Here is a 25,803-nt window from a genome sequence, read left to right on the forward strand (position 1 = left end):
TATTTTGAATTGAGAGGGAGAGTGACATGGAAACTATTGTTCTTGATAAATGTCCTCGTGCGGAAACAGAGCGTCTTATTCTTCGTAAGTGGGAGCAAAGGGATCTTGATGGCCTGATTGAATTATGTGGGCATCCTGGGGTCATGAAATTCTTCGGCGCTGTGAAATCACCTGAAGAAGCGGAGCAGATGTTAGGTCGTGTGCTGAGAAAACAGGATCAGCATGGCTATTGCTTCCCGGTTGTTGAAGATAAACAATCTGGTCGTTTGTTGGGCTTCTGTGGACTTAATGTTCAAGAGACTGATATTCCTATTGGGCCGTGCGTTGAAATTGGCTGGCGGCTTCAACGTGATGCTTGGGGGAAGGGCATTGCCATGGAAGCAGCAGGTATCTGGCTTAAATTCGGTTTTGAGATTTTGAAGCTGGATGAGATTGTCGCGAATGCGGTTGTGGGCAATCAACGTTCTGAAAATACCATGAAGCGCCTTGGGATGATTTATTCAACTGGTGACGATTTTATTGATCCCGACATGGATGCGAATGCTCCACTGGCGCGGAATTTTCTATACCGGATTACAAAACAACAATTTTTGGACCGTGAATATGGTTGAGACACTAATTGACAAATGCCCGCATATTGAGACGGACCGGCTTGTATTGCGGAAGTGGGAAGCGCGGGATCTGGATGGTCTTGCGGAGATGAATGCTGATGCTCGCGTTATGGAGTTTTTCCCAAATGTGATGTCTCGAGAGGAAAGCGAGACCATGCATCAACGCTTGTTGGCAAAACAGGAGAGCCACGGTTTTGCGGTACCAGTTGTCGAAGACAAGTTGTCCGGGAAGTTCCTTGGCTTTTGTGGTTTAGGTATCCCAACCTATCCAATACCTCTTCCGTTTGATCCCTGCGTTGAGATCGGTTGGCGTCTTATTCCTGATGCTTGGGGGAAGGGGATTGCGCAGCAAGCATCCCGTATTTGGCTTAGATTCGGGTTCGAAACTCTTCAGTTGGATGAGGTCGTAAGTTTTACTGCAGTTCAAAACAAGCGTTCTCAAAAGGTAATGCAACGGCTTGGAATGGTGACTGAAGTTTCTGATGATTTTGATCATCAGTTTTTGGAAGAGGGACATTGGCTTCGTAGGCATGTTCTTTACCGGTTGAATAGAGACCGTTTCGCATCTGTATCTTAGAGCTTAGTTTGATGGGATAAAGAATTTGTTCTCCTGTTAATAATGTGATGTTTCACGTGAATCACATCAATTTTCAAAGCTCTAATCAAGGGCTGGGTCACGTGAAACAACGACCCAACCCTTGATTGATATGCTTAGTGTAATTGCTCGCCTAAAAGTTTTGGTGTGGTAGCGGGCAAGGAACAGCCCTTCTCTGAGCAGATGAAAACAGTGGTCTCACCATTGTTCCAGGATGAGTTTTCCAGCTCAACCGGCTTTATAGAACCCTCTGGGACTTCGTCTATATAAAATACCGGATCAGAATGTTTATGGAGTGGTTCCTTCATTGGATTCGCTTCCGGTCCAGAACCGTGAACAACAAGCGCTTTCTTGAAGCGCGTTCTTGTATCCAATGCATTCAGGAGGCCTGCGGTGCCAAAGACATTTTTATGAATGTCAGCTGTGAAGGCATTCAGTGTCCCATCAGCGATATTGCGGGAAGATGTATTTCCCGTCAGTATCCAATGCTCTGTGAAGGCTAATGCAGCGACCGCGTTGTAGTTGGGGGTTGCTTCGTCATAAGCGTGGTAGGGCCGGAGGATGAGGTCATCGGCATCTTTATCCGTCATATAGAAGCCGCCGTTGGTGTGTGAGAAGCGGTCATTAAGGATGGAAAGTAACTCCTCGGCTTTATTCAGGTATGCCTGCTTTTCGGAAGGATTCGGTTCCGAACTATATAGGGCGAGAGCTGCTCTGGCTGTCCATGCATAATCTGCAGCAAAACCAGTTTCTAATCTGTTGCCCTGTCGCCAGGAATGACTGAGCTTTCCATCTACCAGCATATGCTCAATAATAAAGCCAAAAGCTTCCTTGGCAGAAATGCGAATAGATTCACGTGAAACAAGGGGTTCTGCTTTTACAAGCGCACAGATAAGGATGGAGTTCCAATCAGCTAGAACTTTGTCATCTTTGTGAGGCGGTATACGGGTTGCTCTATGATCAAGCAGGATCTTCCTGCACGTAGCCAACACGTCTTCTTGGGCGGCGTTTAGAAGAGTAGGGGACTGACGCCGGTTGAGAATAATCTTCCCTTCCCAATTGCCCTCAATGGTCACATCATAGGCTTTGCAAAACAGCTCGAAGTGCTCTTCTGGAACTAAGGCTTTCAGCTCGTCATTAGTCCAGACGTAGAACTTGCCTTCGACACCTTCGCTGTCTGCATCCATAGAAGATGCGAAGCCGCCTTCAGGTAGTTTCATATCCCGCTTGAGCCAATCAATCACTTCCTGGATCCGGAGGTGAAACAGTTCTTCGCCAGTTTCCTGATAGGCCCAACATAGATGTTCAATGAACTGGGCATTATCATAGAGCATCTTTTCAAAATGTGGGACGAGCCAAATAGAGTCTACTGCGTAACGAGCCAGGCCACCTCCCACGTGATCGTATATTCCGCCCTGAGAAATAGCACGCGCGGTTACCAAATACTGGTCGCGCATAAAGGTATTTTTCTGGCCTTTGGCGGTTCTGAAAATAAGCTCCTGAACTGCGGCCTGCGGAAACTTCGGCGCACTGTTCATTCCGCCTTCCACTTCATCCTGCATGGTGAAGAGTTGTTTGCCTGCAGCGGTAATCATGAATGCTGAAAGGGGGGAGGCTTCGGGATGTGGTGCATTCAGCACTTGACTGATGGCCTGTCTGTTGGCTTCGATTGTATCGCGATCCGTTGAGAAGCTTTGGGCTACTGCCGCGAGAATATCTTTAAAAGCAGCAGAGCCATGCTGAGCTTCTTTTGGAAAATATGTTCCACCCCAGAATGGATCACCGGTGGGTGTCACGAACATTGTCAGCGGCCAGCCACCTTGTTCGCCCAGCATATGCAAGGCTTGCATATAGATTTGATCGATGTCAGGACGTTCTTCACGATCTACCTTGATGTTGATGAAGTGCTCATTCATGAGGGCAGCTGTTGTTTCATCCTCAAAACTCTCATGAGCCATGACGTGGCACCAGTGACAAGCGGAATAACCGACAGACAGCAGAATTGGCTTGTTTGTTTTTTGTGCTTCGTCGAGTGCCTCCTTACTCCATTCCCACCAGTGGACAGGGTTATTTTGGTGTTGAAGAAGGTAAGGGCTTGAAGCGTTCGTTAAGCGATTTCTGCTCATAAAGAGGTGATCCTGAATTCAAGGTATTGCTTGGCGAATAGGGTAGGTTTAACGCAGTCACAGCGTGATCACATAGCGAATAAAGAACCGGACTTTGAATGAATACACAACAGGAAACAATCTACGCCGTTTCCAGCGGCGCACTTCCTTCAGGCGTTGCTGTTATCCGTTTATCTGGTTCTCAATCCAGGCCGGTGCTCAGAGAACTTATTAAAGGTAAATTCCCAGTTTCACGTGAATCAAGTCTGAAAAAATTGTGGGATCCTGTAGATGGTTCACTCTTAGATCATGCTTTGATTTTGTGGTTTGAAGGGCCGGGAAGCTTTACCGGGGAAGATACTGTTGAGCTACATTGCCATGGCGGCCGGGCAGTTGTCGCTGCTGTTCTTAGGGTTCTCTCAAGCTTTGAAGGGTGTCGTCCTGCAGAACAGGGTGAATTTACACGTCGGGCCTTTCACAACAACAAGCTTGATCTGACTGAGGTTGAAGGGCTTGCTGATCTTATCGACGCTGAAACAGATGCTCAACGCAGGCAAGCTCAAAGGCAAATGGACGGCGCTCTGGGACAGCTTTACACGCAGTGGCGCGATACGCTTATTCGCAGCCGCGCGATGATTGAAGCTGAGCTTGATTTCTCCGATGAGGATGACATCCCGGATTCTGTTGCAGATGAAATTTGGGTGGAGCTGGATAAGCTGCGCAATGCGATGCTCGCTCACCTTTCCGATGCACGGCGAGGGGAGAGACTTCGCTCTGGTCTTCAAGTGGTTCTGCTTGGCCCACCTAATGCAGGGAAGTCCAGCTTGATGAATAAGCTGGCTCAACGAGATGTTGCCATCGTTACGCCAGAAGCCGGAACAACACGCGATGTGTTGGAAGTCCATCTTGATCTTGGTGGCTATCCTGTGACCCTGATTGATACCGCTGGCATTCGTGAAAGCGTGGGCATAGTTGAGAAGGAAGGTATTCGGCGGGCTCTGGTACATGCTGGAAAAGCTGATCTCATTCTTTGGACACGCGCTCCCAATGTGGACCAGGAAGACCTACCCGCAAGCTTAAAGACGGGTGGAGCGGAGATCTGGCAGCTTAATACCAAGAGTGATTTGGGTGACGTTGTTGATCATGACTCCTTCGAAACGACCCAAGAGATTAACGTTTCTGTTCGCGATGAAGGTGGCATGAACGCGCTGCTATCAAGTCTTGAGTCGTTTGCGGAACGAAATATTGGACTTATTGAAAACCCTCTGATTACTCGTGAACGCCACCGTAGCCATCTTACACAATGTGTAGATGATCTGGACCGAGCCATCAATGCAGCTGGCTATCCGATTGAGTTGAGAGGGGAAGATCTTCGCAGGGCCGCTGATCAGCTTGGCCGCATCACAGGGCGCATTGATGTGGAAGATTTGCTGGATGTGATCTTCCGAGATTTTTGCGTAGGTAAGTAAAAATAGGCATGTTTCACGTGAAACGTTTTTGGGAAATCGGGAGTTAGTGGGGAAAACTCAGTGAGTCCCGTGGAAAACTTTAGTCGCGGCATTGGAGACTGAATGCACTGTTTTCTTTGACCCGAGGCGTGAGCTGTTGTATCAACTTTTCAAGAGAACAGGTAATTGCCCTTCTAATTCCCCCAGATTTTATCTGAGACCCAGATTGGTCCAGATGCTTACAAAGTGAGTTTCATACTTATCTCTGTATTTAGAACGGCGAAATGCAGGACCGAAATGCCTAACAATTTTGATCTTGAGTTTGACGTAGTCATCATTGGCGGCGGCCATGCGGGCTGTGAAGCTGCTGCTGCGTCTGCTCGCATGGGTGCACATACAGCACTCATTACTCATCGCTTTGATACAGTTGGTGTGATGTCTTGTAACCCGGCCATTGGTGGCTTGGGGAAGGGACATTTGGTGCGTGAGATTGATGCGCTGGACGGATTGATGGGTCGCGTTGCTGATGCGTCCGGTATTCAGTTTCGGATGCTCAATCGACGGAAAGGGCCGGCTGTGCAGGGGCCTCGGTCTCAGGCAGACCGCAAGCTTTACAGTGAAGCCATGCAAGCCGAAATCAAAGCGATTGCCAATTTGGATGTTGTGGAGGGTGAGGCCGATAAGCTGATCCGTGACGGAGATACCCTGAAGGGTGTTACTCTGGCTGATGGCCGTCGTGTTTCTGCAAAGGCAGTTGTGATCACGACCGGGACATTCCTTCGTGGTCTCATTCATATTGGCGATAGGCAAATACCTGCTGGTCGTGATGGGGAAGCACCGGCTCTTGGTTTGTCTGTGTCACTGGAGGAAATTGGTCTCCGCCTTGGGCGTTTGAAGACCGGTACTCCGGCGCGTTTGGATGGCCGCACCATTAACTGGGGTGTCCTTCAAGAGCAACCGGGTGACGAAAATCCGATACCGTTCTCAACAATGACCGATAAAATTGAGATCCGGCAGGTTCCTTGTTACATTACGCGGACGACACCTGAGACGCATAAAATCATTCGCGATAATATCAACCGGTCGGCGATGTACTCCGGTGAGATCAAGGGCAGGGGCCCGCGGTATTGTCCGTCTATCGAAGATAAGATCGTTCGCTTTGGCGATCGTGATGGGCATCAGATTTTCTTGGAACCGGAAGGGCTTGACGATCCGACCGTCTACCCAAACGGTATTTCGACGTCGCTACCTGAGGATGTTCAGATCCAGTTTCTTCGGACAATTCCCGGTCTTGAAAAAGTTGAATACTTCCGGCCAGCTTATGCAATTGAGTACGACCATATTGATCCAACAGAGTTGACGAATACGCTTGAGGTAAAGAAGCAAAAAGGGCTTTATCTCGCGGGTCAGATTAACGGAACTACAGGTTATGAAGAAGCTGGAGCGCAGGGACTTCTTGCCGGGTTGAACGCCGCCCGCACCGCGCAGAATGGGCCGTCAGTGACTATCGGTCGTGCTGATGGGTATATCGGTGTGATGGTTGATGATCTCACCACACGGGGGGTTACAGAGCCCTACCGCATGTTCACATCACGGGCTGAATATCGTCTTACTCTTCGTGCAGATAATGCGGATCAACGTCTTACTCCACTTGGTATTGAGTGGGGATGTATCGGCGATAAGCGTCGCATCGCATTCGAAACGAAGGTTGAAAAACTGCGGAAAACCAGGGATTTGATGCAGTTCGTCAAAATTACACCCAATGAAGGGCGTAAGCATGGGTTGCCGATAAATCAGGATGGTGTGAAACGCTCCGTTTTTGACTTGCTGGCTTATCCAGATATCTCGCTTGAACAACTCACCGAGATTTTTGATGAGATGAAGGGGCTTGATGTTAAAATTGCCGAGCAGGTCGCTATTGATGCGATGTACTCTGTATATTTGGAACGGCAAGCTGCGGATATTGAAGCTCTTAAAAGAGATGAGAATTTGGTAATTCCGGAGTGGATTGACTACTCTACTCTCACGGGGCTTTCCAATGAAGTGCGTCAAAAGCTGGAAGCTTTGCGTCCTTCGACCATAGGGCAAGCCTCACGCATGGATGGTATTACTCCTGCTGCGCTGACGTTGCTTCTCGTTTATATTCGCCGTTCAGGCAAAAAAGTTGTTGGTGCTGTTTAATATGGCTTTAGAAAAACGGGCTGATTACAGCCAGATTACACCTGTTATGCGCATGTATGAGGATGTTTCACGTGAAACGTTTGGGCGCTTAGGTATCTATGTGGACCTCGTTCGTAAGTGGCAGCCGGCGCAGAATTTGATTTCTCAATCTACTATGGACGATATTTGGATGCGGCACGTTGCTGATTCCATCCAGATTCAGCGAACACTTCCTAATGCACGCTCCTGGATTGACTTTGGAAGTGGTGCTGGCTTTCCCGGATTGGTGACAGCTATGTTGCTGAAACAGGAAGGGGAGGATGGTATTGTTCACATGGTGGAGAGTAATCAACGCAAAGCGGCGTTTCTCCGGACTGTTGCGCGAGAAGCGGGTTGTAATGTCAAAGTACATGCGGGTAGAATCGAAGCCGTTACAAACGGGTGGGAAGCTCCAATTGAGGGCGTTTCTGCACGGGCTTTGGCTTCTCTTCAGGTTCTTTGCGGTTTTTCTTCACAGTTTATACAAGGTGGTGCTTCTGCTGTTTTCCACAAAGGTCAAGATTTTCGTCGCGAAATTGAAGAAGCATCTGCCGAGTGGTCAATTGATCTGGTAGAAAAAGTAAGTCTAGTAGATCCGCTAAGTCGCGTTCTGGTCCTGTCGAAAATCGAGCCGAAAACCGCTAAATAAGGTGCTGTTGGATGAGCTTATTGCCAAAATCTCCTCGTGTGTTGACTATCGCTAACCAGAAGGGCGGCGTAGGCAAAACGACGACAGCCATTAATCTCGGCACTGCACTTGCTGCGATTGGCGAGCGCGTCCTGATTATTGACCTTGATCCGCAGGGCAATGCCTCTACGGGCCTGGGTATCGATCGTATCGATCGTGAATATTCCACTTATGATGTTATGAGCGGTGACTCAACACTGGAACAGACCATTCTTGAAACGGCTGTTCCGCGGTTATGGATCGCTCCGTCGACGATGGATTTGCTTGGGGTGGAGCTGGAAATTTCTGCTGCCAGTGATCGTACATTCCGATTACGCAATGCAATTTCCGGTATGGCACAGGAAGCTGATGAGGGACGAATACAAGGATATTCTTATGTTCTTGTCGATTGCCCGCCATCTCTGAACTTGCTTACGATCAACGCTTTAGCTGCATCACACAGCATTCTCGTACCTCTGCAATGTGAATTCTTTGCGTTGGAAGGTTTGAGCCAGCTGTTGAGTACCGTTGAGCAGGTGAAGCAGTCTCTGAACCAAGAACTGAGTATTCACGGCATCGTCCTCACTATGTACGATAGCCGCAACAACCTCTCCAGTCAGGTTGTGCAGGATGTTCGCGAAACGATGGGTGACGCTGTCTATGAGACGGTTATTCCGCGTAACGTACGCGTTTCTGAGGCTCCATCCTATGGTAAGCCTGCTTTGCTTTATGATTTGAAGTGCTCCGGCTCGCAGGCGTATTTACGACTCGCTTCCGAAATCATTCAACGTGAGCGTGATATGCGGATGGCTGCGGCTTGATTTGGATGCCGTTGCTACTTGTAGAAAATAATTTGATGACCCGCGAGGGAACCGCGGGAAGGGCCCGTCGACTCTGAGGCCCTGAAATGTAAATAGGTGGAATCCGAAATGGCGAAGACAGAGGAAGCAGGACGAGGGAATAAGCGACTTGGGCGCGGTCTTGCTACGCTTTTGGGTGAGGCAAACTCCGAGCCAACAATATCGCCTGCAGAACGGAGCCGTGACAACCGAAAGGTTCCGATTGAGTATCTTCAGCCAAACCCGCGTAACCCACGGAAATCATTTGTAGAAGAAGATCTCAATAACCTGACGGAATCCATTCGTACAAAGGGTATTGTGCAGCCAATTTTGGTTCGTCCACGCCCTAACAAGCCGGGTCATTTTGAGATTATTGCAGGTGAACGCCGCTGGCGGGCTGCTCAAAGAGCTGGTCTTCATGATGCTCCGGTCGTTATTCGTGAAGTGACGGATCAGGAAGCTCTGGAACTTGCCATTATTGAAAATGTGCAACGTGCGGATCTTAATGCGATTGAAGAAGCGCTTGGATATGATCAGCTGATTGAAGAGTTTTCTTACAGTCAGGTTGAGCTTTCCAAGGTGATTGGTAAGAGCCGCAGCCATGTTGCAAACACGCTGCGTCTTCTCAAGCTGCCGAATTCTGTAAAGGATTACCTTGCTGAGGGGCTTTTGACCGCCGGTCATGCACGTGCTTTGATTACGGCTGACGATCCCGCAGGCTTGGCAGAGCTTATCGTGGAGAAGGGACTCACAGTTCGTGATGCTGAGCGCCTGGCTCAAAACCCTGAGCTGCTTAAGAAAAAAGAGAGTGCTCCGAAGCCTGAAAAAGATGCTGATACGCGTTCGCTTGAAAAGCGCCTTGGCGATGGCTTGGGTTTGAAAGTTGCTATTGCACACAAACCTGAAAAGGGCACTGGTGAGCTGAAGATCAAATACAAGAGTGTTGAGCAGCTTGATGAAGTATGTCGCTTGCTTGGCATTCAGAACTAATTGTTCCTGCTGATTATTATGAAAAAGGCCGTACCTCTTAACTGAGGCGCGGCCTTTTTAGATTCGGAAGTGAAATTAAGATAGATTCGGGAAAGAAACAACTTTGACTAAACCAGTTTTGTTAAAGCGAGATGCAGATGCTTTGATCTGAAGTCGGTCGTAAAAATAGCTCTAAAGTTATTTTCTTGGTTCAACCCAATATTCTCTGATATTGAAGAGGCGCAGGGCATAGTTTACTAAGCTTGGGTATCCGCATTGAACTAATGTAAACAGATCCGATTCACCCTCATGTCCATTCACTGTGACACCTTCAGCATGCATAGTTTTTCCTAGATCGTAATACTTTATTACAATTTCGACAGGTTCTTTTTTTCTATGCTTATTCGGAGTATACATGGTTGCTGAAAAATATGTGTAGTTAGCATCTGTCTTTAGAGCGATGTTTTCAAACATCTGCCAATCACGCTTTCCTTCTAGAATTAGGTACCCATCTGTTCCATCAAAATTGAGGACTGGGACATAACTAAAACAACCAGAAATACTTCCCCAACTCCACCCTCCACTCAAGAGCTCTCCTGTGGTTCTAAATCCAGGGATAGGCAGATATTTAATTGGAAGTGCCACAATTAATCCATAGAGGATCAAAATTGTGAGACCTCTCATATAGAATGTACCGAAGCGACTTCTTCTTATAATTTTCCGCTTTGTAATCATTGCGGGATTCCTCAATGCTCAAAAATTCCCAGATATAGTTAAAAATATTTTTGTATAATTTGGTTTGAACTTAATGTGACAGCACCCCAAAGCACCACCAAGTTTAATTGGCGGTGCTCAAGGAATTTACAATGAAATTTGCTGGTTACCGGCGTCTGTTCGCAGCTTTTGCTACCTGAGCAATTGCAAGGAGCGTGTGTGAGACGATTGCTGCGGATAGGCTTGCATTGAAGCGGGACTCGCGGACTGCATCATTCAAGCGAGTGAGTGCGCGTTCCAGATAGTCTTCATTCCAGATCTCTACTTGTCTGACGATCTTTGAGCGGCGCTTCCAGAAAATCGGAGGGCGCATGCCACCAATAACATCTTCAACTGCAATGCGTTGGTTCGCTTTTAAACGGCACAGGTGAAGCATTTGGAAGTGGCGTAATGCTTGAGAGGCGATCATTCCAGCGTCTGTCCCTGAAGCTGAGAGGCGCTCTAAGCCGTGGTCCAGAGTAACTGTGTCTCCGAGTGCAGCTGCATCAATTAGCTCGTCCATGGCGAATGCAGAAGCGTCTCCGATGATCTCTTCAACATGATGCACTTCGATGCGGTTGTCCTTCATCGCATAGAGGCAGAGCTTTTTCAATTCACCACGACTGGCGATGCGGTCGGCTCCAAGCAGTGTGTGAAGCGTCATGCGGGCTTCCTTGCTTATTTGCAGGCCCGCTGAGTTGGTTTCATCGTCGATAAGACGATCTACATCTTTCGCTGTGTCTGCAAAGCAGGGGATCGCGATAGCCGTTTTACTGGCTTCAAACTTTTTACGGAGGCCAGCCGTTTTTTTCAGGTCGCCTGCCTCAATGACTATGAATGCAGTGAAGTCATTGTTTTTCAGCAGAGGTTCAACGGCTGGGAGAACGCTTTTGGTGCCGTTCTCACGGACCCAAATGGTTCGCCTACCACCAAAAAGAGGGATCGTGAGAGCTTCATCAATCAACCGGCTGGGGTCGCTGGCTATATCTGCAGCATCCAGTTTAACCTGAGAGAATGGATCGTCATTCTCTGCAGCAGCGTTGGAAATGAGGGCATGAGTACGCTCATTCACCAACCCGGTGTCTGGTCCATAAACCAAAATAAGGTTTACAGCATCTGGCGGGTTGGTGATGTACCGTTCAATTTCAGCAGCTTTGAGCGCTACCATAGTTTTCCTATTCTACAGGATGTGTCGCGAAGAAACTTGCGAGACGCGTATGGATATCTGCTGAGACAACTTTTGTTGCACGGTCTTCAGCATCCCGTTCCGCTCTCAGGTTTGCAAACCGCTGGCTTGAAAAGTCAAAGGATGCGGAAGCAAAAGAACGGCCAGAATAAAGCGTTTTATCGGTAGCCTTATCTGAAAGCACGAAACTGGTGTTTACGGTGATGCTGTAAGCCGTTGGTACATCAGCCAGCTGTTCAACCCCAACTTCGGCTCTGCGTTTATCTGTCAGAATTTCCAACTGATACTTGGAAGGAAGACCCTTGCCACCGCGATTGAATGCAAAGATCAAGTGGTTACGGAGAACCTGATTGATCCGCTTGATATTACTGGTATCGCCGTAGCCCGGAAAATCAATTGAGATAGCGGCGAGCTGACCTTGAACGGTTTGCTCTTCAACAGTTCCATCACCTGTTAATGTTGGGCTAACACCATATAGTGGGCGGAACTGACATCCGGAAAGAAGAAGGGCACCCGCAACAAGTGTTGCCCCGCCGAGAAGTACCCGACGGGAAAGGCGTCCTGAATTAGCAGGGCGATCAAACAACGACATTTACAATCCTCTGAGGTACCACGATGATTTTACGCGGAGCCTTGCCATCCAGAGCCTTCTGAACAGCCTCATGCGCTAGAGTAGCTTCTTCTACCTGCTCTTTGGAAGAGTCTCTTGCTACTGTTAGCTCACCTTTTTTCTTCCCATTGATTTGAATCGGAAGCGTAATGGTATTTTCTACGAGCAATTCTTCTTCCAGCGCAGGCCAATTTGCAGTGGAAACTAAGCCTTCATTGCCGAGCAATGACCAACATTCTTCGGAAAGGTGAGGTGTGATTGGTTCCATGAGCTGCAAGATGAAGCCAGCTGCCTCACGCACTGCATAAGCCATATCTGGCTTAGACAGGTCAGCCTGAAGAGCTTTGCTGATAGCGTTTGTGAATTCATAAAGACGCGCAACAGCACGGTTGAAGCCGAGGTTTTCAAAGTCTTTTGTGATTGCAGCAAGTGTTTTATGTGAAACTCGCCGTAGTGCAGTTGCGTCCTCACCAAACTCTGCTGGTTTAACGGTATTGGCTTCAGTCTTGGAGAAAACCTCATTGATGATACGCCATACACGTTGCACGTGGCGCCATGCGCCGATTACACCGTCTTCGGTCCAGATGATGTCCCGCTCTGGCGGGCTATCTGACAGAACGAACAGACGTGCAGTATCAGCGCCGTAAGTATCGATAATATCTGTTGGATCAACAACGTTCTTTTTCGACTTAGACATCTTCTCGATGGAGCCGATGGTAATAGGTGCGCCAGTTTCAGCATGAGCGGCTTTCCTATCCCCCTCGGTGCCTGTGATGTTAATCTCGGCTGGTGTTATCCATTTTCCATCGGCATCCTTATAAGTCTCGTGGTTCACCATGCCTTGAGTGAAGAGGCCTTTGAATGGCTCTTTGATATCAAGGTGTTTGGTGATCTGCATGGCACGAGCAAAGAAGCGAGAATAGAGCAGGTGCAAAATCGCGTGCTCAACACCGCCGATGTACTGGTCAACAGGCAGCCATTCGCTGGCCGTTTTCGGGTCAGTCGGGTTGCTGTTTTTTGGATCGGTGAAGCGCGCAAAGTACCAGGATGAATCCACGAAGGTGTCCATGGTATCCGTTTCGCGTTGAGCATCTTTGCCACAACACGGGCATTTCACATTGCGCCATGTTGGGTGACGATCCAGCGGATTGCCGGGACGATCGAACGTCACATCATCCGGCAGAACAACTGGCAGGCTTTCCTTCGGCGCAGGCTGAACACCACAGTCATCACAGTGGATGACAGGAATTGGACAACCCCAGTAACGCTGCCGGGAGATACCCCAGTCGCGCAGACGGTAGTTTGTCTCACGATGTGCTTGCTGCTGACCTTTTGCGGTCTGATTTTCCAGTTTATCCGAGATCGTGTTTTTGGCATCTTCGATGGACATGCCAGTCATGAAATCGGAATTGAAGATGGAGCCTTCGCCTGTGTAGGCTTCTGTTCCAACTTCAAATAGGGCCGGGTCTTCCCCTGCAGGCAAAACAACGGCTTTCACTGGCAGGTCGTATTTGTGAGCAAAGTCCAGATCACGCTGATCGTGGGCCGGACAAGCGAAGATGGCGCCTGTGCCATAGTCCATCAAAATGAAGTTTGCGACGTAGACTGGCAGTTCCCATGACGGGTCAAGCGGGTGCTTGACGCGCAGGCCAGTGTCGAAGCCAAGCTTCTCAGCCGTTTCAATTGCTTCAGCTGTTGTACCAATACGGCGACATTCAGCGATGAATTTCTGAAGGTCAGTTTTGGTTTCGGCCAGTTTTTGCGTGATTGGGTGATCTGGAGACAAGCCCATGAAGGATGCGCCATACAGCGTATCTGGACGGGTGGTGAAGATCTCCAGAGTATCGTCGCCGGTTGGAGCGGTTTCGGTAAACTCGAAATGCACCTTCAAGCCAACAGACTTGCCGATCCAGTTTTTCTGCATCAAGCGAACTTTTTCTGGCCAATCTGTCAGTGTGTCGATTGCTTCCAGCAGGTCTTCTGAGTGATCTGAGATCTTGAAGAACCACTGTGTCAGGTCTTTTTGCTCAACAAGAGCTCCAGAGCGCCAGCCTTTGCCGTCGATAACCTGCTCGTTGGCGAGAACAGTCATGTCGACAGGATCCCAGTTTACCTTTGCGTTTTTACGGTAAACCAAGCCAGCTTCGAGGAAGTCCAAGAACAGGGCTTGCTGCTGTGCGTAGTAATCTACGTCGCAGGTCGCAAATTCGCGGCTCCAGTCGAAAGAAAGACCAATGGTCTTCAGCTGACCGCGCATTGTCGCGATGTTGTCGTAGGTCCACCCTTTTGGGTGTACCTTTTTTTCAGCCGCCGCGTTTTCCGCAGGCATACCAAATGCGTCCCAACCCATTGGGTGCAGGACATTGTATCCGCGAGCACGTTTGAAACGTGCAACAACGTCACCCATGGAGTAATTGCGAACGTGCCCCATGTGCAGACGACCGGATGGGTAAGGGAACATCTCTAGTACGTAGTACTTCTCCCGCGGATCATCGTTGTCCGTCAGGAAGATTTCTTGTTCGTCCCATGCTTTTTGCCAGCGCGCTTCGGTTGCGCGTGCATTGTACCTATCCGTAGCCATTTATTCCGCCGTATGTTTGATTTCTGCCCTGAACAAGCAAATTACATTTGCTGGAACTGTCACCAGAAATTGTTGGCTTGGTCAAGCGGTAGACAGAGGAAAAACCTAGGAGTTTAGTCAGAATTTTCTCAATGGTGTGCAACTACTCTTGCTTTTGGGCCTTGGCACGCGCATTTCATGTCCCCACTATGTATTTTTGCCCGGAGTTAGAAATGAGCGACGCAGCTGCACTACGCCTTAAAGAGGTGAAAGAAAATATCGAGAAAGCAGAGATGGATGCTGAGCGTCCAAGTGGTTCTGCCTGTTTGATTGCAGTTTCGAAAACCTTTGAAGCATCAGATATTAAGCCTGTGCTGGAAGCTGGTCAGCGCGTGTTTGGTGAGAACCGCGTTCAGGAAGCCATGGGTAAATGGCCGGGCCTGCGGGAAGAGTTTTCCGGTGTTGAGCTTCACCTAATCGGGCCGCTTCAGTCCAACAAAGCAAAGGAAGCGGTGCAGACTTTTGATGTGATCCACACTGTGGATCGCGAAAAGATTGCCAAAGCTCTGAAAACTGAGATGGATAAGCTGGGAAAACATCCCAAGCTGTTTGTTCAGGTTAATACAGGGGAAGAAGAGCAAAAAGCCGGGATCTCGCCGAAAGACGCTGATGCCTTCATTGCTAAATGTCGCGATGAGCTTGGTCTGGAGATCGAAGGCTTGATGTGTATTCCACCTGTCGGTGAAGCACCGGGCATGCATTTTGCGCTTTTGGAGAAGATTGCCAAGCGCAATGGCCTTGAAAAGCTCTCAATGGGAATGTCCTCTGATTATCCAATCGCTGTTCAGCACGGGGCAACGTATGTTCGTGTCGGCTCTGCCGTCTTCGGATCGCGTGATTACACACATTAGGAAATTGCTCTTTGAACGTGGTTTGGGCGAGGGGATCCTCGCCCTCGTGTGTTTAGAGGATACGTTGTTTAATCCACTTGAGTGTAGTTGAGATCACAAGGTCATTGTTCTCAGGGCTGATTATATCGCCAGCTATAACGTGGTTGTTCGGATCGCCGGATTCCTCAATAAGGAGCCGCTGTTTTGGAGCGCCCCATTTCTCATAGGCTTGATTTGTGAGTGCGGCGTCTACAGTTTCATCTTTCTCGCTGTAGATGAAAAGGGCAGGGATATCGGCTTTTTCCGGCGTTTGTTCTTGCAAAACAGAAATTGCGGTTGCCATTGGCAGAAGTGAAACGCTTGGATAGCTGATGGTCCAGCCCATTTGTTCTTCTTTAGAGGGGGCTTTGGATGACTGTCTCGTTTCGCCAAGCAGCAGCGGCACATATTGTCTTGCCATTGGCATATCCAGAAGAATACCACCTGCAGCTTTAACTCCGAAGTTTGGTGAGACAAACACCATTGCAGCAACATCATCCTTTAACAAGGTGTCTTGCATGGCCAGCCAGGCTGCAAGTGTTCCGCCTGTGGAGGTGGGCATGATTATTGTTTTTTCGCCCAAGCGACGTCCTATCTCAACAGCTTCCGCAAGATCGTTGATCCAGTCCTGAAGGTGAGGTTCAGCCATAGCGCTTCCTGAACGACCATGACCTGCTAGGCGCGTATAATATAAGTTGGCCTTCAGCTCGTTGGCTACGATATCGGGGACAGGGCGGATTTCTTGTTTTGTTGCTGAGAAGCCATGAATGTAAATGATTGAGAGCGGTGTTTTACTGTTCTTTTTGCCGTTCAACCAGATGATTTCCTTGGCAGATCCTGCCCGAATATCCTGATATTTGGTTTCACTGTTAGAAAGGTAGAGATCGAGATCGTCGCCCATTCGTTCGGGCTTAAATGTAATCGTAGTGTCTCTTGACTCTCTGGGGCCAAACATAATTGCAACTGCGCCACCAGCAATGACTAGGAAAACAAACAGTAAGATATAACGAAATAGCATAAGGGAAGCCTTTGTTATCTTGTGGCAGTAAACCTACGCGATTTCACGTATAAAATACAAACCTCATTCGTTTTCAAGCTTGATGGTCACTGTTGCTGTACTCTCGGTATTCCCATGGTTTTTAGCCATTTTATGATCTCTGTTGATACCAGATCATTGTTGCCCGGATTCACAAGATCACCTGCAATAACGTGATGATTACCAACTGACTCTGTAATTAGGAGCCGATGTTTAGGAGCGCCCCATGCCTCATAGAATTTGGCGGTGGTATGTTCATCCGAGGTTTTGTCGCGAATGTCATAGATGAACATAGTCGGTAAATCGGCATTTGCAGCATCAAGACTCCCGACCAGTTTCACAGTTTCAGCAAGGGGAAGTAGGGCATTTGCTGGATAGGCATTGGTCCACGCATAGATTTCTTCAAATCGTGCGTTGGGGTTTGCTACCCGATACGGCCCAATTATCAACGGCGTGTAATATTGGGCAAGAGGATAAGTCAGCAAAGACGTCCCGGTGGCGGCGAGCTCAAATACGGGAGAGACCAGCACGGTAGCCACTACCTTTTCCCCAATAGGGGCATTGGTGAGGTCTAGCCATGATACAAGGCTTCCTCCTAAAGAAGTAGCGATCACAATGGTTTTGTTCCCGATTGTCTCTCCGATAGCCAATGCCTCAGCGAGGTTGTTGAAATAATCATTGACCTTTACGCCGCCCATCGAGGCAGTCGTTCGGGCGTGACCGGGGAGGCGGGTATAATAGATATTGGCTCCGATGGCACTTGCGACCAGATCAGGGACTGGCCGGATTTCATCCTTACTGGCAGAAAATCCATGAATATAGACAACTGAGTATTCTGTTTTGGCTTTTGTGTCTGGGTTTTGCCAGATGATCTGCTTGGTTAAGCCAGGCTTGATATCCAGAAACTGACTTTCCTGTTCTGCCAGATAAAGATCAGGATCTTCGCTTATTGTTTTGGGATCAAAGCTTATGGTGACTGGAACATAAGCATTGTTCCACCAGATCAGAAAGCCAATCAGGAGGACGGTTAGTGAAAGAATGAATAGGCTGATTTTCCTTGAAAACATGGTCTGGCAGCCTTTGCGTTTTGGTGGAGTTGATCAGTTGTAAATGCCCGTGCATTTGTTCTGTAAGTTTTCAAGGTTATCCAACCTTGTTCAACCTCCGATTATTGGCGGTTCTACTTGACTCTTCGCCGGTATTCTCGTAGATACCCGCCTAACTCCTCTTATCTGAGTTTTGGAGTCACTGACTGGGACCCGTACGGTATAAAGAGTTCCCAGAGGTCAACACCCGACAGCGCGATGCGCCCTCGGGTGATTTTTTGCTATGTGCGTTGTTTTTTGCATGGCAATCTTGGTCTGGTGATACCAAATTCATATAGGAACGAGTGTGCAGGACTGTAGAGACTTCTTCAGATGTCTGTATCAAAACGAGATTTTAAAGGAACGACATGTTCGATAATCTGTCAGATCGCCTAGGCGGAATTCTGGATAAGCTCACAAAACGCGGTGCGCTTTCTGAATCCGATGTCAATGAAGCGCTGCGCGAAGTTCGCCGTGCGCTCATCGAGGCTGATGTGGCATTGCCGATCGTGCGTTCCTTTGTTGATAAGGTGAAGCACCGGGCCGTCGGTGCGGATGTTGTTAAGTCCATTAAGCCGGGTCAAATGGTCGTTAAGATCGTTCATGACCAGCTTATTGAGATGCTTGGTGAGGATTCTCATCCGCTTGACCTGAATGCGCCGGCTCCGGTTTGCATTATGATCGTTGGTCTGCAGGGTGCTGGTAAAACCACAGCAACTGGTAAAATTGCTCGTCGTTTGACACTGCGCGATAAGCGTAAAGTTTTGATGGCTTCTCTTGATACGCGCCGTCCGGCAGCGCAAGAGCAGCTGAAAATTCTGGGTGAACAGAACGATGTTGATACGCTCCCAATCATAGAAGGCCAGCAGCCGGTAGATATTGCAAAACGTGCAATGACTGCTGCAAAGCTTGGCGGCTATGATGTGGTGATGCTTGATACAGCGGGCCGTGGTCACGTTGATGAGCTTCTCATGGCTGAGATGGCAGACATCAAGAAAGCCTCGAACCCGCATGAAATTCTGCTGGTTGCCGATGCTTTGACTGGTCAGGATGCTGTTACCCTTGCGAAGAATTTTGATGACCGTGTTGGTATCACCGGTATCATGCTCACTCGTATGGATGGTGATGGACGCGGTGGCGCGGCTCTCTCCATGCGGGCGGTTACTGGCAAGCCGATCAAACTGATCGGTACCGGCGAAAAATCTGATGCTCTTGAAGACTTCCATCCAAAACGTATTGCTGATCGCATCCTTGGCATGGGCGACATTGTTTCGCTTGTTGAAAAGGCTGCTGAGGCTATCGATGCAGAAAAAGCTGCTGAGATGGCTCGGAGGATGCAAAAGGGTCACTTTGACCTGAATGATCTTTCTGAACAGCTGAAACAGATGGAAAAGATGGGTGGTATGTCCGGTATGATGGGCATGCTTCCGGGTGTTGGCAAAATGAAGAAGCAACTTGCTTCTGCCAACCTTGATGAAAACATGTTCAAACGCCAGATGGCAATCATCTCCTCTATGACCAAGCTGGAGCGGGCAAAGCCTGAACTCCTGAAAGCAAGCCGTAAAAAGCGTATTGCTGCTGGTTCTGGTGTGCAGGTTGCCGAAGTTAACAAGCTCTTGAAAATGCACCGCCAGATGGCCGATATGATGAAGGCCATGGGTAAGGGCAAAGGCAAGGGTATGCTTGGCAAAATGATGGGTGCCATGGGTGGCGGAATGCCAGGAATGGGCGGCGGAATGCCGAACATTGACCCTAAGGCCCTTGAACAGATGGCTAAAGCTGGCCAGATGCCAGGCGGTATGGAAATGCCAAAAGGTTTACCGGGAGCTGGGCTCTCCGGGGGATTACCAGGAATTGGTGGTCCGAAATTGCCCGGCCTTGGTGGAGCCACTGGTTTACCAGGGCTTGGCAAGGGGAAAAAGTAATTGAGCGAGATCGATAAAACTGAAGAAGCCAAGGTGATCCTTGGTACGCTTCGTTCCAGCATTGACAACATTGATGCGGCTTTGGTGCACATGTTGGCTGAGCGATTTCGCTGCACACAGGCTGTTGGCGAGCTGAAAGCAACCCACGGCCTTCCGCCGGCTGATCTAGGCCGTGAAAAACTTCAGATTGAGCGTCTGCGCCGGTTAGCGGCCGATGCCAATCTTGATCCTGACTTTGCTGAAAAATTTCTGAACTTCATCGTGAAAGAAGTTATTCGGCATCATGAAGCTATTGCTGCTGAACGCAGTACAGACTGAATACCTAGGAGTAATAAAACAATGGCTACTAAAATTCGCCTCGCACGCGGTGGCACAAAAAAACGTCCTTTCTACCGTATCGTAATTGCTGACGTTCGCGCGCCACGCGATGGTCGTTTCATCGAAATCGTTGGTCGCTACAACCCAATGCTTCCTAAAGATGCAGACAACCGCGTTGAGTTGAACGTAGAGCGCATCAAGCATTGGCTTGGTCACGGCGCACAGCCTACAGACCGCGTACTCCGCTTCCTGGACGCAGCTGAGCTGATGAAGCGTGAGCCACGCAACAACCCAATCAAAGCTAAACTCGGCAAGAAAGCTCAAGAGCGTCTTGACGAAAAGCTGGCAGCTGAAGAAGCAGCTAAAGCAGCCGCTGCTGCAGCTGAAGAAGCCGCAGCAGGCGAAGCAGCAGCTTCCGAATAATATAGCATACCCGATCTGAGAAGGAGGCGCCGGCAATGGCAAACAAGCCTGAAGACCGCATTCTAATGGCTCAGATCGGAGCTGCTCACGGTATACGTGGAGAAGTGCGGGTCAAACCTTTTGGTGATGACCCGCTTTCTTTTGGCGATTACGGCAAGCTGGAAAGCCAAGACGGCACTCGCAAATTCAAAGTGAAACAGGCACGTGTCCAGAAGACTGTGGTTGTAACCAAGTTTGAAGGCGTGAATGATCGTAATGCGGCTGAAGCCCTGAATGGCGTAAAGCTTTATATAACTCGTGAAAAGCTCCCGGATACTGAGGACGAAGACGAGTTCTACCACACTGATCTTATTGGCCTTAAGGCCGTTGATGAGAACGGTGAAACACTCGGAACCGTTTTGACGCTGGATAACTTTGGTGCTGGTGATTTGATAGAAATTGCCCCAAAGAACGGTAGCTCGCTTATATTCCCTTTCACAAAAGCTGTTGTGCCTACCATTGATGTCAATGAAGGTTATGTGGAGATTCATGCTCCTGCAGGCTTTTATGAAGAGGGTGAGAAAGAACCAGAAGATGGTTTAAAGCCAGTTTCTGACTGATTTTCTGTTTCAAACCAAGCATTCGACACTGATCCTTTCAGCAGGTATTCCATGACTTTCCGTGCATCCATACTGACCCTCTATCCTGAGATGTTTCCGGGAAATCTGGGCATGAGTATGTCTGGCCGGGCAATGGAACGTGGTGATTGGTCTTTGACAGCCAATAACATTCGTGATTATGCGACTGATAAGCACCGCTCCGTTGATGATACGCCTGCTGGCGGCGGAGCTGGTATGGTTCTTCGTCCTGACATTCTTGCCAAAGCGATTGACGATGTTACCGCGGACGGTGATACCCGCCCACGATTGCTTATGAGCCCGCGCGGTAAGCCGTTTACGCAGGCAAAAGCACGTGAGCTTGCTGAAAGTCCCGGTGTTATTATTGTTTGTGGACGTTTTGAAGGTGTAGACGAGCGCGTTATTGAAGGACGTCAGCTCGAAGAAGTGTCCATCGGTGATTACATTCTCTCAGGAGGTGAAGTCGCTGCTCATGTGGTTTTAGATAGTATCGTTCGTTTGCTTCCCGGCGTTATGGGAAACAAAGAGAGTGGTGAATCTGAGAGCTTTGAGAATGGCTTACTTGAGCATCCACATTACACCCGTCCGGTTGAGTTTGAAGGACGCGAAGTTCCAGGCGTCCTTAAGAGCGGTAATCACAAGTTGATTGATCAATGGCGTCTGGAAGTATCTGAAAAGATTACGGAAGAACGTCGACCAGATCTTTGGCAGGAATACCTTGAAAATAGCCGTTGATAAGTTGTTTTCTGCACTTTTTTCATGACAAACTAATAAAAATCCGGTAAACCGGCGCCGACTGGAGTGGAATCTGTCTAGCGTTTGCCGTTAGGGTCTTAGTTCCACTTCACTTCCCGGCATATGCCAAGGTTTGGTGCACACGTCCCGATGGCTTGTTCATTGAGGGACGCTCTGACCAATATTTATAATGGAAGAAACTGCCATGAACATCATTGAGCAGCTCGACGCAGAAGAAATGGCCCGCATCGAAGGTGAGCGTAAGCTCCCTACGTTCTCCCCAGGTGATACCGTACGTGTTCTCGTACGTGTTACTGAAGGTACACGTACTCGTGTGCAGGGCTACGAAGGCGTATGCATCGCACGCGCAGGCGGCGGCATCAACGAAAGCTTCACCGTTCGTAAGATTTCTTACGGCGAAGGTGTAGAGCGTGTATTCCCAATCTTCAGCCCAATGCTTGAAGGCGTGGAAATCATTCGCCGCGGTAAAGTCCGTCGCGCGAAACTTTACTACCTGCGTGAACGTCGCGGTAAATCCGCACGTATCGTTGAAGCTACCAACGTACGCGCTAAGCGCCTTAACGAAGAAGCTCGCACTATTGCTGCTGATGCGAAGGCTGCGAAAATCGCTGCTAAAGCTGCAGGTTCAGCAGAGTAAAATTTGCTCTACGGCCTGTTTGGTTTCGAAAACCCCGCTGAGAAATCGGCGGGGTTTTTGCATTTCTGCGATACACTGCATCTGTTAGACTGTTTGTGAGCAAAAAGGTGAAAGTGCAATGCTGCTTATCCTTGGTGTGGTGGCCGTTATGTCACTTGGCATCTATGCCGTTTTTATAGAGCCACTCCTGTTGTTGCGTGTCTGCCGGCACAAAGTTGTTTTGTCTCCAGATGCAGTGAATAACCAACCTTTGACCATTTCTGTTTTAACTGACCTTCATGCGTGCTGGCCATGGATGGGGCCGAAGCGAATTGCCAAAATTGTGAGGCGTGCCAATCAACATAATCCTGATGTTGTTGCACTGCTTGGTGATTACCACACTGCAATGCATCCACCTTTCGCCAAGAGCCTCGATAAAGCTTCTGACTGGGCTGCTCCGCTGTCGGGATTAAAGTCCAAACTGGGTACGTTTGGCGTGCTGGGCAACCATGACTGGCTGGAAGGCGGTGAGGAAGCGAAGGAAGCCTTGGAGCAGAACCGTGTGAAAGTGCTGGAGAACGAGGCGCTTCGCATCGCAACGCATGGCAATTCTCACGTCTGGATCATCGGCTTAGGGGATCAGTACGGCAATACATGCGATCTGCAGGGTGAAGGACGAAGAGATAACCTTCAGCTTGCGCTAAGCGGTATTGAGGAGGATGAGGCTCCGAGGATATTGCTTGCTCATGAACCCGATGTTTTTAGAGAAGCTGCTGAACATGTTGATTTAACGATCAGTGGACATACGCATGGTGGGCAGGTTCGCGTGCCGTTTATTGGTGCTTTAGCTATTCCATCCCGGTTAGGCCGAAAATATGCCAAGGGGATGTTTGCAGAAAACAAAAGCACTCTGATTGTTGGAAGTGGGCTTGGGTGTTCTGGTCTTCCTTTGAGGTTTTTATGCCCACCTGAGCTTTTGTTAATTGAAATATATTCCTAAGTAGCGGGATATCGGTAGATATTCTAAGCTTCTACCTCGTCCACACGTATACTTTCTATGCTGTCCCACCTTGAGAGAATCTCAAGGCAAAGGTGCTTGATATTTTCTCGTTTCGGTTCAATTAATAGGGCATGCAAAACGGAACCTCTTCTCGTTGTTTCCGTTGCTTCAGAATTATGCGGCCACAGAGAGTCGCAAATAAAAAGTAAATGATCCTTTTTCGTCGGGTCCTGAGCGCTAGGTTGTTGCGATCGGAACTGTACGGGGAGATGAGGATCAATCGTTTCCAGGAGATTAGCGCAATGTCGCAGGCCAAAACTCTTTACGATAAGATCTGGGACCATCATGTGGTCAGCACGCAAGAAGATGGAACTTGCCTGCTTTACATTGACCGTCACCTGGTACACGAAGTGACAAGCCCACAGGCGTTTGAAGGCCTGCGTATGGCCGGTCGTCAGGTTCGCCATCCTAAGCGTACATTGGCTGTTGTTGATCACAACGTTCCGACCACAGACCGCTCAAAGGGTATTGAAGACCCTGAAAGCGCTTTGCAGGTTGAGACACTTGCGAAAAACGCAGCCGAATTCGGCGTGGAGTATTACTCTGAGATGGATCCGCGTCAGGGTGTGGTTCACATTGTTGGTCCAGAGCAAGGCTTTACGCTGCCGGGTATGACGATCGTTTGTGGTGACAGCCACACATCCACACATGGTGCATTTGGTTCTCTTGCACACGGCATTGGTACTTCAGAAGTTGAGCACGTTCTTGCAACGCAGACGTTGATTCAGAATAAAGCCAAAAACCTGCGCGTGACCGTGAATGGTCAGCTGCCGCATGGGGTGACGGCAAAAGATATCGTTCTGGCGATCATTGGGGAGTTGGGTACTGCTGGCGGTACTGGTTACGTGATTGAATATGCCGGTGAAGCTATCCGTAATCTGTCTGTGGAGGGCCGTATGACGGTCTGCAACATGTCCATTGAAGCTGGTGCGCGTGCTGGTTTGATCGCTCCTGATGAAAAAACATACGCTTATCTGGAAGGTCGTCCTAAATCTCCAAAAGCTGGTGCTTGGGAAATGGCAAAGGCTTACTGGGAGACTTTGTTTACCGATGAAGATGCAGCGTTTGACAAAGAAATCGCTCTGGATGCTGGCAACTTGCCACCAATCGTAACATGGGGCTCCTCTCCAGAAGACGTTGTGTCTGTTACGGGTGTTGTTCCAAATCCGGCTGATATTGAAGACGAAACCCGTCGTGCATCTAAAGAGCGTGCTCTTGTATACATGGGTGTAGAGGCTGGTCAGAAGATTACTGATATCAAGATCGATCGTGTGTTTATTGGTTCCTGCACCAATGGCCGTATTGAAGACCTGCGTGAAGCTGCCGCTGCCGTTGAAGGTAAAAAGGTTGCTGATACCGTGAATGCTATGGTTGTGCCGGGGTCTGGACTGGTGAAAGCGCAGGCAGAGGCTGAGGGTCTGGACGAGATCTTTAGAGCTGCTGGATTTGAATGGCGTGAGCCTGGGTGTTCCATGTGTCTTGCAATGAACGCTGACAAGTTGAAGCCGGGTGAGCGTTGTGCATCCACCTCCAACCGTAACTTCGAAGGTCGTCAGGGCTTTAAAGGCCGTACGCACCTTGTTTCTCCAGGTATGGCAGCTGCTGCTGCAATCGCCGGGCATTTCGTAGATGTGCGCGACTGGAACTAATCTGATTCGTTGAAGAAACTGAATGAGGCGGGCTAGGAAACTATGCCCGCCTTTTTTGTTGGTGTGATTTATGGGCTGCGCTGTTTGCTCTAAGTGGAAGCCTTTGAATTGCAAAGAGCTAATCAGTAGTTGGATTATATGAATTTATAATTCCTTAGGGTAAGGAAAGAGCTAGGCTTCACATAGCTGTCATTTGTTGACTACACTATAGGTGCATCTCAAGAGGATTTTAGTTTGGAAGACCTATGTCTCTGAAATGAGACTCGGGAGCACGTTGTGAACGCAGTCGTTTCTCAAGGCGCATTTCCTGCGCTGGTATTGAATGCTGATTATCGGCCCCTTTCTTACTACCCTCTATCCTTGTGGGGGTGGCAAGATGCGGTGAAGGCTGTTTTTCTCGACCGTGTCAATATTGTTTCTGAATACGATAGAGTTGTTAGAAGCCCGAGCTTTGAGTTTCAATTACCTAGTGTTGTTGCGCTTAAATCGTTTGTTAAAGCAGAGAGTCATCCTGCGTTTACACGATTTAACGTGTTCTTGCGGGATCAGTTTCAGTGCCAATACTGCGGATCTGAGCATGATTTGACGTTTGATCATCTCATTCCAAGAAGCAAAGGTGGATTGACGACTTGGGACAATGTCATAACGGCGTGTTCGCCCTGCAACCTTCGCAAAGCGAATAAGTCGTGGCAAGAAATGCGCATGCGGCCAATGCAAAACCCTTACAAACCTCAAGTTCATGATCTGCATAATAATGGGCGCATGTTTCCGCCAAATTATTTGCACGAAAGCTGGCTGGATTTCTTGTATTGGGACATCGAGCTAGAGCCATAACGCAGAGTTAACG

At 48.8% G+C, this 25,803-nt stretch carries 24 protein-coding genes; 17 read left to right on the forward strand and 7 right to left on the reverse strand.

What is annotated here, in order from left to right:
- The first annotated feature begins 26 nt into the window (after positions 1-26).
- Together BLS62_RS19305 and BLS62_RS19310 are read left to right on the forward strand one after the other, a co-directional pair.
- On the forward strand, positions 27-611 hold the full coding sequence (locus BLS62_RS19305) for a GNAT family N-acetyltransferase (protein ID WP_093184123.1): 585 nt from the start codon (positions 27-29) through the stop codon (positions 609-611).
- Positions 604-1,188 (forward strand): GNAT family N-acetyltransferase, encoded by a 585-nt coding sequence (locus BLS62_RS19310; protein WP_093184126.1) that lies wholly within the window; start codon positions 604-606, stop codon positions 1,186-1,188. The genes BLS62_RS19305 and BLS62_RS19310 overlap by 8 nt, the downstream gene beginning before the upstream one ends.
- Before the next feature lie 134 nt (positions 1,189-1,322).
- Here BLS62_RS19310 and BLS62_RS19315 read toward each other — a convergent pair whose 3' ends face one another.
- Positions 1,323-3,332, reverse strand: coding sequence for a thioredoxin domain-containing protein (locus BLS62_RS19315; protein WP_093184130.1), 2,010 nt, complete (start codon positions 3,330-3,332; stop codon positions 1,323-1,325).
- Between the two features lie 98 nt (positions 3,333-3,430).
- Between BLS62_RS19315 and mnmE the strand changes: the two genes are divergently transcribed.
- The 5 genes from mnmE (at position 3,431) to BLS62_RS19340 (ending at position 9,454) form a co-directional block, all read left to right on the forward strand.
- Positions 3,431-4,780: a tRNA uridine-5-carboxymethylaminomethyl(34) synthesis GTPase MnmE gene (gene mnmE / locus BLS62_RS19320; protein ID WP_093184133.1), complete on the forward strand. Its 1,350-nt coding sequence runs from the start codon at positions 3,431-3,433 to the stop codon at positions 4,778-4,780.
- A gap of 276 nt (positions 4,781-5,056) precedes the next feature.
- Entirely contained in the window at positions 5,057-6,940 is a 1,884-nt protein-coding gene (mnmG, locus tag BLS62_RS19325; protein WP_093184135.1) for a tRNA uridine-5-carboxymethylaminomethyl(34) synthesis enzyme MnmG, read from the forward strand.
- Positions 6,941-6,986: 46 nt separating this feature from the next.
- The gene (rsmG, locus tag BLS62_RS19330; RefSeq protein WP_093189241.1) at positions 6,987-7,607 is read left to right on the forward strand and encodes a 16S rRNA (guanine(527)-N(7))-methyltransferase RsmG; all 621 of its coding nucleotides are present in this window, start codon (positions 6,987-6,989) and stop codon (positions 7,605-7,607) included.
- Positions 7,608-7,618: 11 nt separating this feature from the next.
- Positions 7,619-8,446, forward strand: a complete 828-nt coding sequence (locus BLS62_RS19335; RefSeq protein WP_093184138.1) for a ParA family protein — start codon at positions 7,619-7,621, stop codon at positions 8,444-8,446.
- A gap of 108 nt (positions 8,447-8,554) precedes the next feature.
- Positions 8,555-9,454 carry a ParB/RepB/Spo0J family partition protein gene (locus tag BLS62_RS19340; protein ID WP_093184141.1) on the forward strand — a complete coding sequence of 300 codons (900 nt, stop codon included), beginning with the start codon at positions 8,555-8,557 and terminating at the stop codon, positions 9,452-9,454.
- Positions 9,455-9,631: 177 nt separating this feature from the next.
- Here the strand turns inward: BLS62_RS19340 and BLS62_RS19345 are convergent, their stop codons facing one another.
- The 4 genes from BLS62_RS19345 to leuS all read right to left on the reverse strand — a co-directional run bounded on the left by BLS62_RS19345 (position 9,632) and on the right by leuS (position 14,563).
- Entirely contained in the window at positions 9,632-10,168 is a 537-nt protein-coding gene (locus BLS62_RS19345; RefSeq protein WP_093184143.1) for a hypothetical protein, read from the reverse strand.
- A 145-nt stretch (positions 10,169-10,313) separates the two neighbouring features.
- Entirely contained in the window at positions 10,314-11,354 is a 1,041-nt protein-coding gene (gene holA / locus BLS62_RS19350; protein WP_093184146.1) for a DNA polymerase III subunit delta, read from the reverse strand.
- Between the two features lie 7 nt (positions 11,355-11,361).
- On the reverse strand, positions 11,362-11,964 hold the full coding sequence (lptE, locus tag BLS62_RS19355) for an LPS assembly lipoprotein LptE (RefSeq protein WP_093184149.1): 603 nt from the start codon (positions 11,962-11,964) through the stop codon (positions 11,362-11,364).
- Positions 11,951-14,563, reverse strand: coding sequence for a leucine--tRNA ligase (leuS, locus tag BLS62_RS19360; protein WP_093184152.1), 2,613 nt, complete (start codon positions 14,561-14,563; stop codon positions 11,951-11,953). Before leuS ends, lptE begins: the two co-directional genes overlap by 14 nt.
- 212 nt (positions 14,564-14,775) lie before the next feature.
- On the opposite strand from leuS, the gene BLS62_RS19365 reads away from it, so the two are divergent.
- Positions 14,776-15,453, forward strand: coding sequence for a YggS family pyridoxal phosphate-dependent enzyme (locus BLS62_RS19365; RefSeq protein ID WP_093189244.1), 678 nt, complete (start codon positions 14,776-14,778; stop codon positions 15,451-15,453).
- A gap of 52 nt (positions 15,454-15,505) precedes the next feature.
- Here BLS62_RS19365 and BLS62_RS19370 read toward each other — a convergent pair whose 3' ends face one another.
- Both BLS62_RS19370 and BLS62_RS19375 read right to left on the reverse strand, forming a co-directional pair.
- Positions 15,506-16,372, reverse strand: coding sequence for an alpha/beta hydrolase (locus BLS62_RS19370; RefSeq protein WP_208990967.1), 867 nt, complete (start codon positions 16,370-16,372; stop codon positions 15,506-15,508).
- Positions 16,373-16,575: 203 nt separating this feature from the next.
- Positions 16,576-17,574 carry an alpha/beta hydrolase gene (locus BLS62_RS19375; protein ID WP_093184159.1) on the reverse strand — a complete coding sequence of 333 codons (999 nt, stop codon included), beginning with the start codon at positions 17,572-17,574 and terminating at the stop codon, positions 16,576-16,578.
- A gap of 386 nt (positions 17,575-17,960) precedes the next feature.
- On the opposite strand from BLS62_RS19375, the gene ffh reads away from it, so the two are divergent.
- From ffh to BLS62_RS19420, 9 genes are all read left to right on the forward strand, one after another.
- On the forward strand, positions 17,961-19,517 hold the full coding sequence (ffh, locus tag BLS62_RS19380) for a signal recognition particle protein (RefSeq protein WP_093184162.1): 1,557 nt from the start codon (positions 17,961-17,963) through the stop codon (positions 19,515-19,517).
- The gene (locus BLS62_RS19385) at positions 19,518-19,835 is read left to right on the forward strand and encodes a chorismate mutase (protein ID WP_200798545.1); all 318 of its coding nucleotides are present in this window, start codon (positions 19,518-19,520) and stop codon (positions 19,833-19,835) included. It begins immediately after the preceding gene.
- Between the two features lie 21 nt (positions 19,836-19,856).
- Positions 19,857-20,258 (forward strand): 30S ribosomal protein S16, encoded by a 402-nt coding sequence (gene rpsP / locus BLS62_RS19390; protein WP_093184165.1) that lies wholly within the window; start codon positions 19,857-19,859, stop codon positions 20,256-20,258.
- Positions 20,259-20,293: 35 nt separating this feature from the next.
- Positions 20,294-20,857 (forward strand): ribosome maturation factor RimM, encoded by a 564-nt coding sequence (gene rimM, locus BLS62_RS19395; protein WP_093184169.1) that lies wholly within the window; start codon positions 20,294-20,296, stop codon positions 20,855-20,857.
- 51 nt (positions 20,858-20,908) lie between these two features.
- Positions 20,909-21,610 carry a tRNA (guanosine(37)-N1)-methyltransferase TrmD gene (trmD, locus tag BLS62_RS19400; RefSeq protein ID WP_093184172.1) on the forward strand — a complete coding sequence of 234 codons (702 nt, stop codon included), beginning with the start codon at positions 20,909-20,911 and terminating at the stop codon, positions 21,608-21,610.
- Between the two features lie 205 nt (positions 21,611-21,815).
- The gene (rplS, locus tag BLS62_RS19405) at positions 21,816-22,268 is read left to right on the forward strand and encodes a 50S ribosomal protein L19 (RefSeq protein ID WP_093189248.1); all 453 of its coding nucleotides are present in this window, start codon (positions 21,816-21,818) and stop codon (positions 22,266-22,268) included.
- Between the two features lie 118 nt (positions 22,269-22,386).
- Positions 22,387-23,247 (forward strand): metallophosphoesterase, encoded by an 861-nt coding sequence (locus BLS62_RS19410; RefSeq protein WP_093184175.1) that lies wholly within the window; start codon positions 22,387-22,389, stop codon positions 23,245-23,247.
- Positions 23,248-23,549: 302 nt separating this feature from the next.
- Positions 23,550-24,956, forward strand: a complete 1,407-nt coding sequence (gene leuC, locus BLS62_RS19415; protein WP_093184178.1) for a 3-isopropylmalate dehydratase large subunit — start codon at positions 23,550-23,552, stop codon at positions 24,954-24,956.
- A gap of 276 nt (positions 24,957-25,232) precedes the next feature.
- Positions 25,233-25,790: an HNH endonuclease gene (locus tag BLS62_RS19420; protein ID WP_093184181.1), complete on the forward strand. Its 558-nt coding sequence runs from the start codon at positions 25,233-25,235 to the stop codon at positions 25,788-25,790.
- Positions 25,791-25,803 lie beyond the last annotated feature (13 nt).

This window comes from Pseudovibrio sp. Tun.PSC04-5.I4, from assembly GCF_900104145.1.
Taxonomy (GTDB): domain Bacteria; phylum Pseudomonadota; class Alphaproteobacteria; order Rhizobiales; family Stappiaceae; genus Pseudovibrio.

What these genes read in the sequence shown, in the direction of transcription:
- rsmG (WP_093189241.1), top strand. Translation starts at nt 6,987, where the DNA reads ATGCGCATGTATGAGGATGTTTCACGTGAAACGTTTGGGCGCTTAGGT.
- BLS62_RS19310 (WP_093184126.1), top strand. Translation starts at nt 604, where the DNA reads ATGGTTGAGACACTAATTGACAAATGCCCGCATATTGAGACGGACCGG.
- BLS62_RS19370 (WP_208990967.1), bottom strand. Translation starts at nt 16,372, where the DNA reads ATGGGCGACGATCTCGATCTCTACCTTTCTAACAGTGAAACCAAATAT.
- BLS62_RS19305 (WP_093184123.1), top strand. Translation starts at nt 27, where the DNA reads ATGGAAACTATTGTTCTTGATAAATGTCCTCGTGCGGAAACAGAGCGT.
- BLS62_RS19315 (WP_093184130.1), bottom strand. Translation starts at nt 3,332, where the DNA reads ATGAGCAGAAATCGCTTAACGAACGCTTCAAGCCCTTACCTTCTTCAA.
- ffh (WP_093184162.1), top strand. Translation starts at nt 17,961, where the DNA reads ATGTTCGATAATCTGTCAGATCGCCTAGGCGGAATTCTGGATAAGCTC.
- BLS62_RS19335 (WP_093184138.1), top strand. Translation starts at nt 7,619, where the DNA reads ATGAGCTTATTGCCAAAATCTCCTCGTGTGTTGACTATCGCTAACCAG.
- rplS (WP_093189248.1), top strand. Translation starts at nt 21,816, where the DNA reads ATGAACATCATTGAGCAGCTCGACGCAGAAGAAATGGCCCGCATCGAA.
- rimM (WP_093184169.1), top strand. Translation starts at nt 20,294, where the DNA reads ATGGCAAACAAGCCTGAAGACCGCATTCTAATGGCTCAGATCGGAGCT.
- leuC (WP_093184178.1), top strand. Translation starts at nt 23,550, where the DNA reads ATGTCGCAGGCCAAAACTCTTTACGATAAGATCTGGGACCATCATGTG.
- BLS62_RS19375 (WP_093184159.1), bottom strand. Translation starts at nt 17,574, where the DNA reads ATGTTTTCAAGGAAAATCAGCCTATTCATTCTTTCACTAACCGTCCTC.
- trmD (WP_093184172.1), top strand. Translation starts at nt 20,909, where the DNA reads ATGACTTTCCGTGCATCCATACTGACCCTCTATCCTGAGATGTTTCCG.
- BLS62_RS19410 (WP_093184175.1), top strand. Translation starts at nt 22,387, where the DNA reads ATGCTGCTTATCCTTGGTGTGGTGGCCGTTATGTCACTTGGCATCTAT.
- holA (WP_093184146.1), bottom strand. Translation starts at nt 11,354, where the DNA reads ATGGTAGCGCTCAAAGCTGCTGAAATTGAACGGTACATCACCAACCCG.
- mnmE (WP_093184133.1), top strand. Translation starts at nt 3,431, where the DNA reads ATGAATACACAACAGGAAACAATCTACGCCGTTTCCAGCGGCGCACTT.
- mnmG (WP_093184135.1), top strand. Translation starts at nt 5,057, where the DNA reads ATGCCTAACAATTTTGATCTTGAGTTTGACGTAGTCATCATTGGCGGC.
- leuS (WP_093184152.1), bottom strand. Translation starts at nt 14,563, where the DNA reads ATGGCTACGGATAGGTACAATGCACGCGCAACCGAAGCGCGCTGGCAA.
- BLS62_RS19345 (WP_093184143.1), bottom strand. Translation starts at nt 10,168, where the DNA reads ATGATTACAAAGCGGAAAATTATAAGAAGAAGTCGCTTCGGTACATTC.
- BLS62_RS19365 (WP_093189244.1), top strand. Translation starts at nt 14,776, where the DNA reads ATGAGCGACGCAGCTGCACTACGCCTTAAAGAGGTGAAAGAAAATATC.
- BLS62_RS19340 (WP_093184141.1), top strand. Translation starts at nt 8,555, where the DNA reads ATGGCGAAGACAGAGGAAGCAGGACGAGGGAATAAGCGACTTGGGCGC.
- lptE (WP_093184149.1), bottom strand. Translation starts at nt 11,964, where the DNA reads ATGTCGTTGTTTGATCGCCCTGCTAATTCAGGACGCCTTTCCCGTCGG.
- rpsP (WP_093184165.1), top strand. Translation starts at nt 19,857, where the DNA reads ATGGCTACTAAAATTCGCCTCGCACGCGGTGGCACAAAAAAACGTCCT.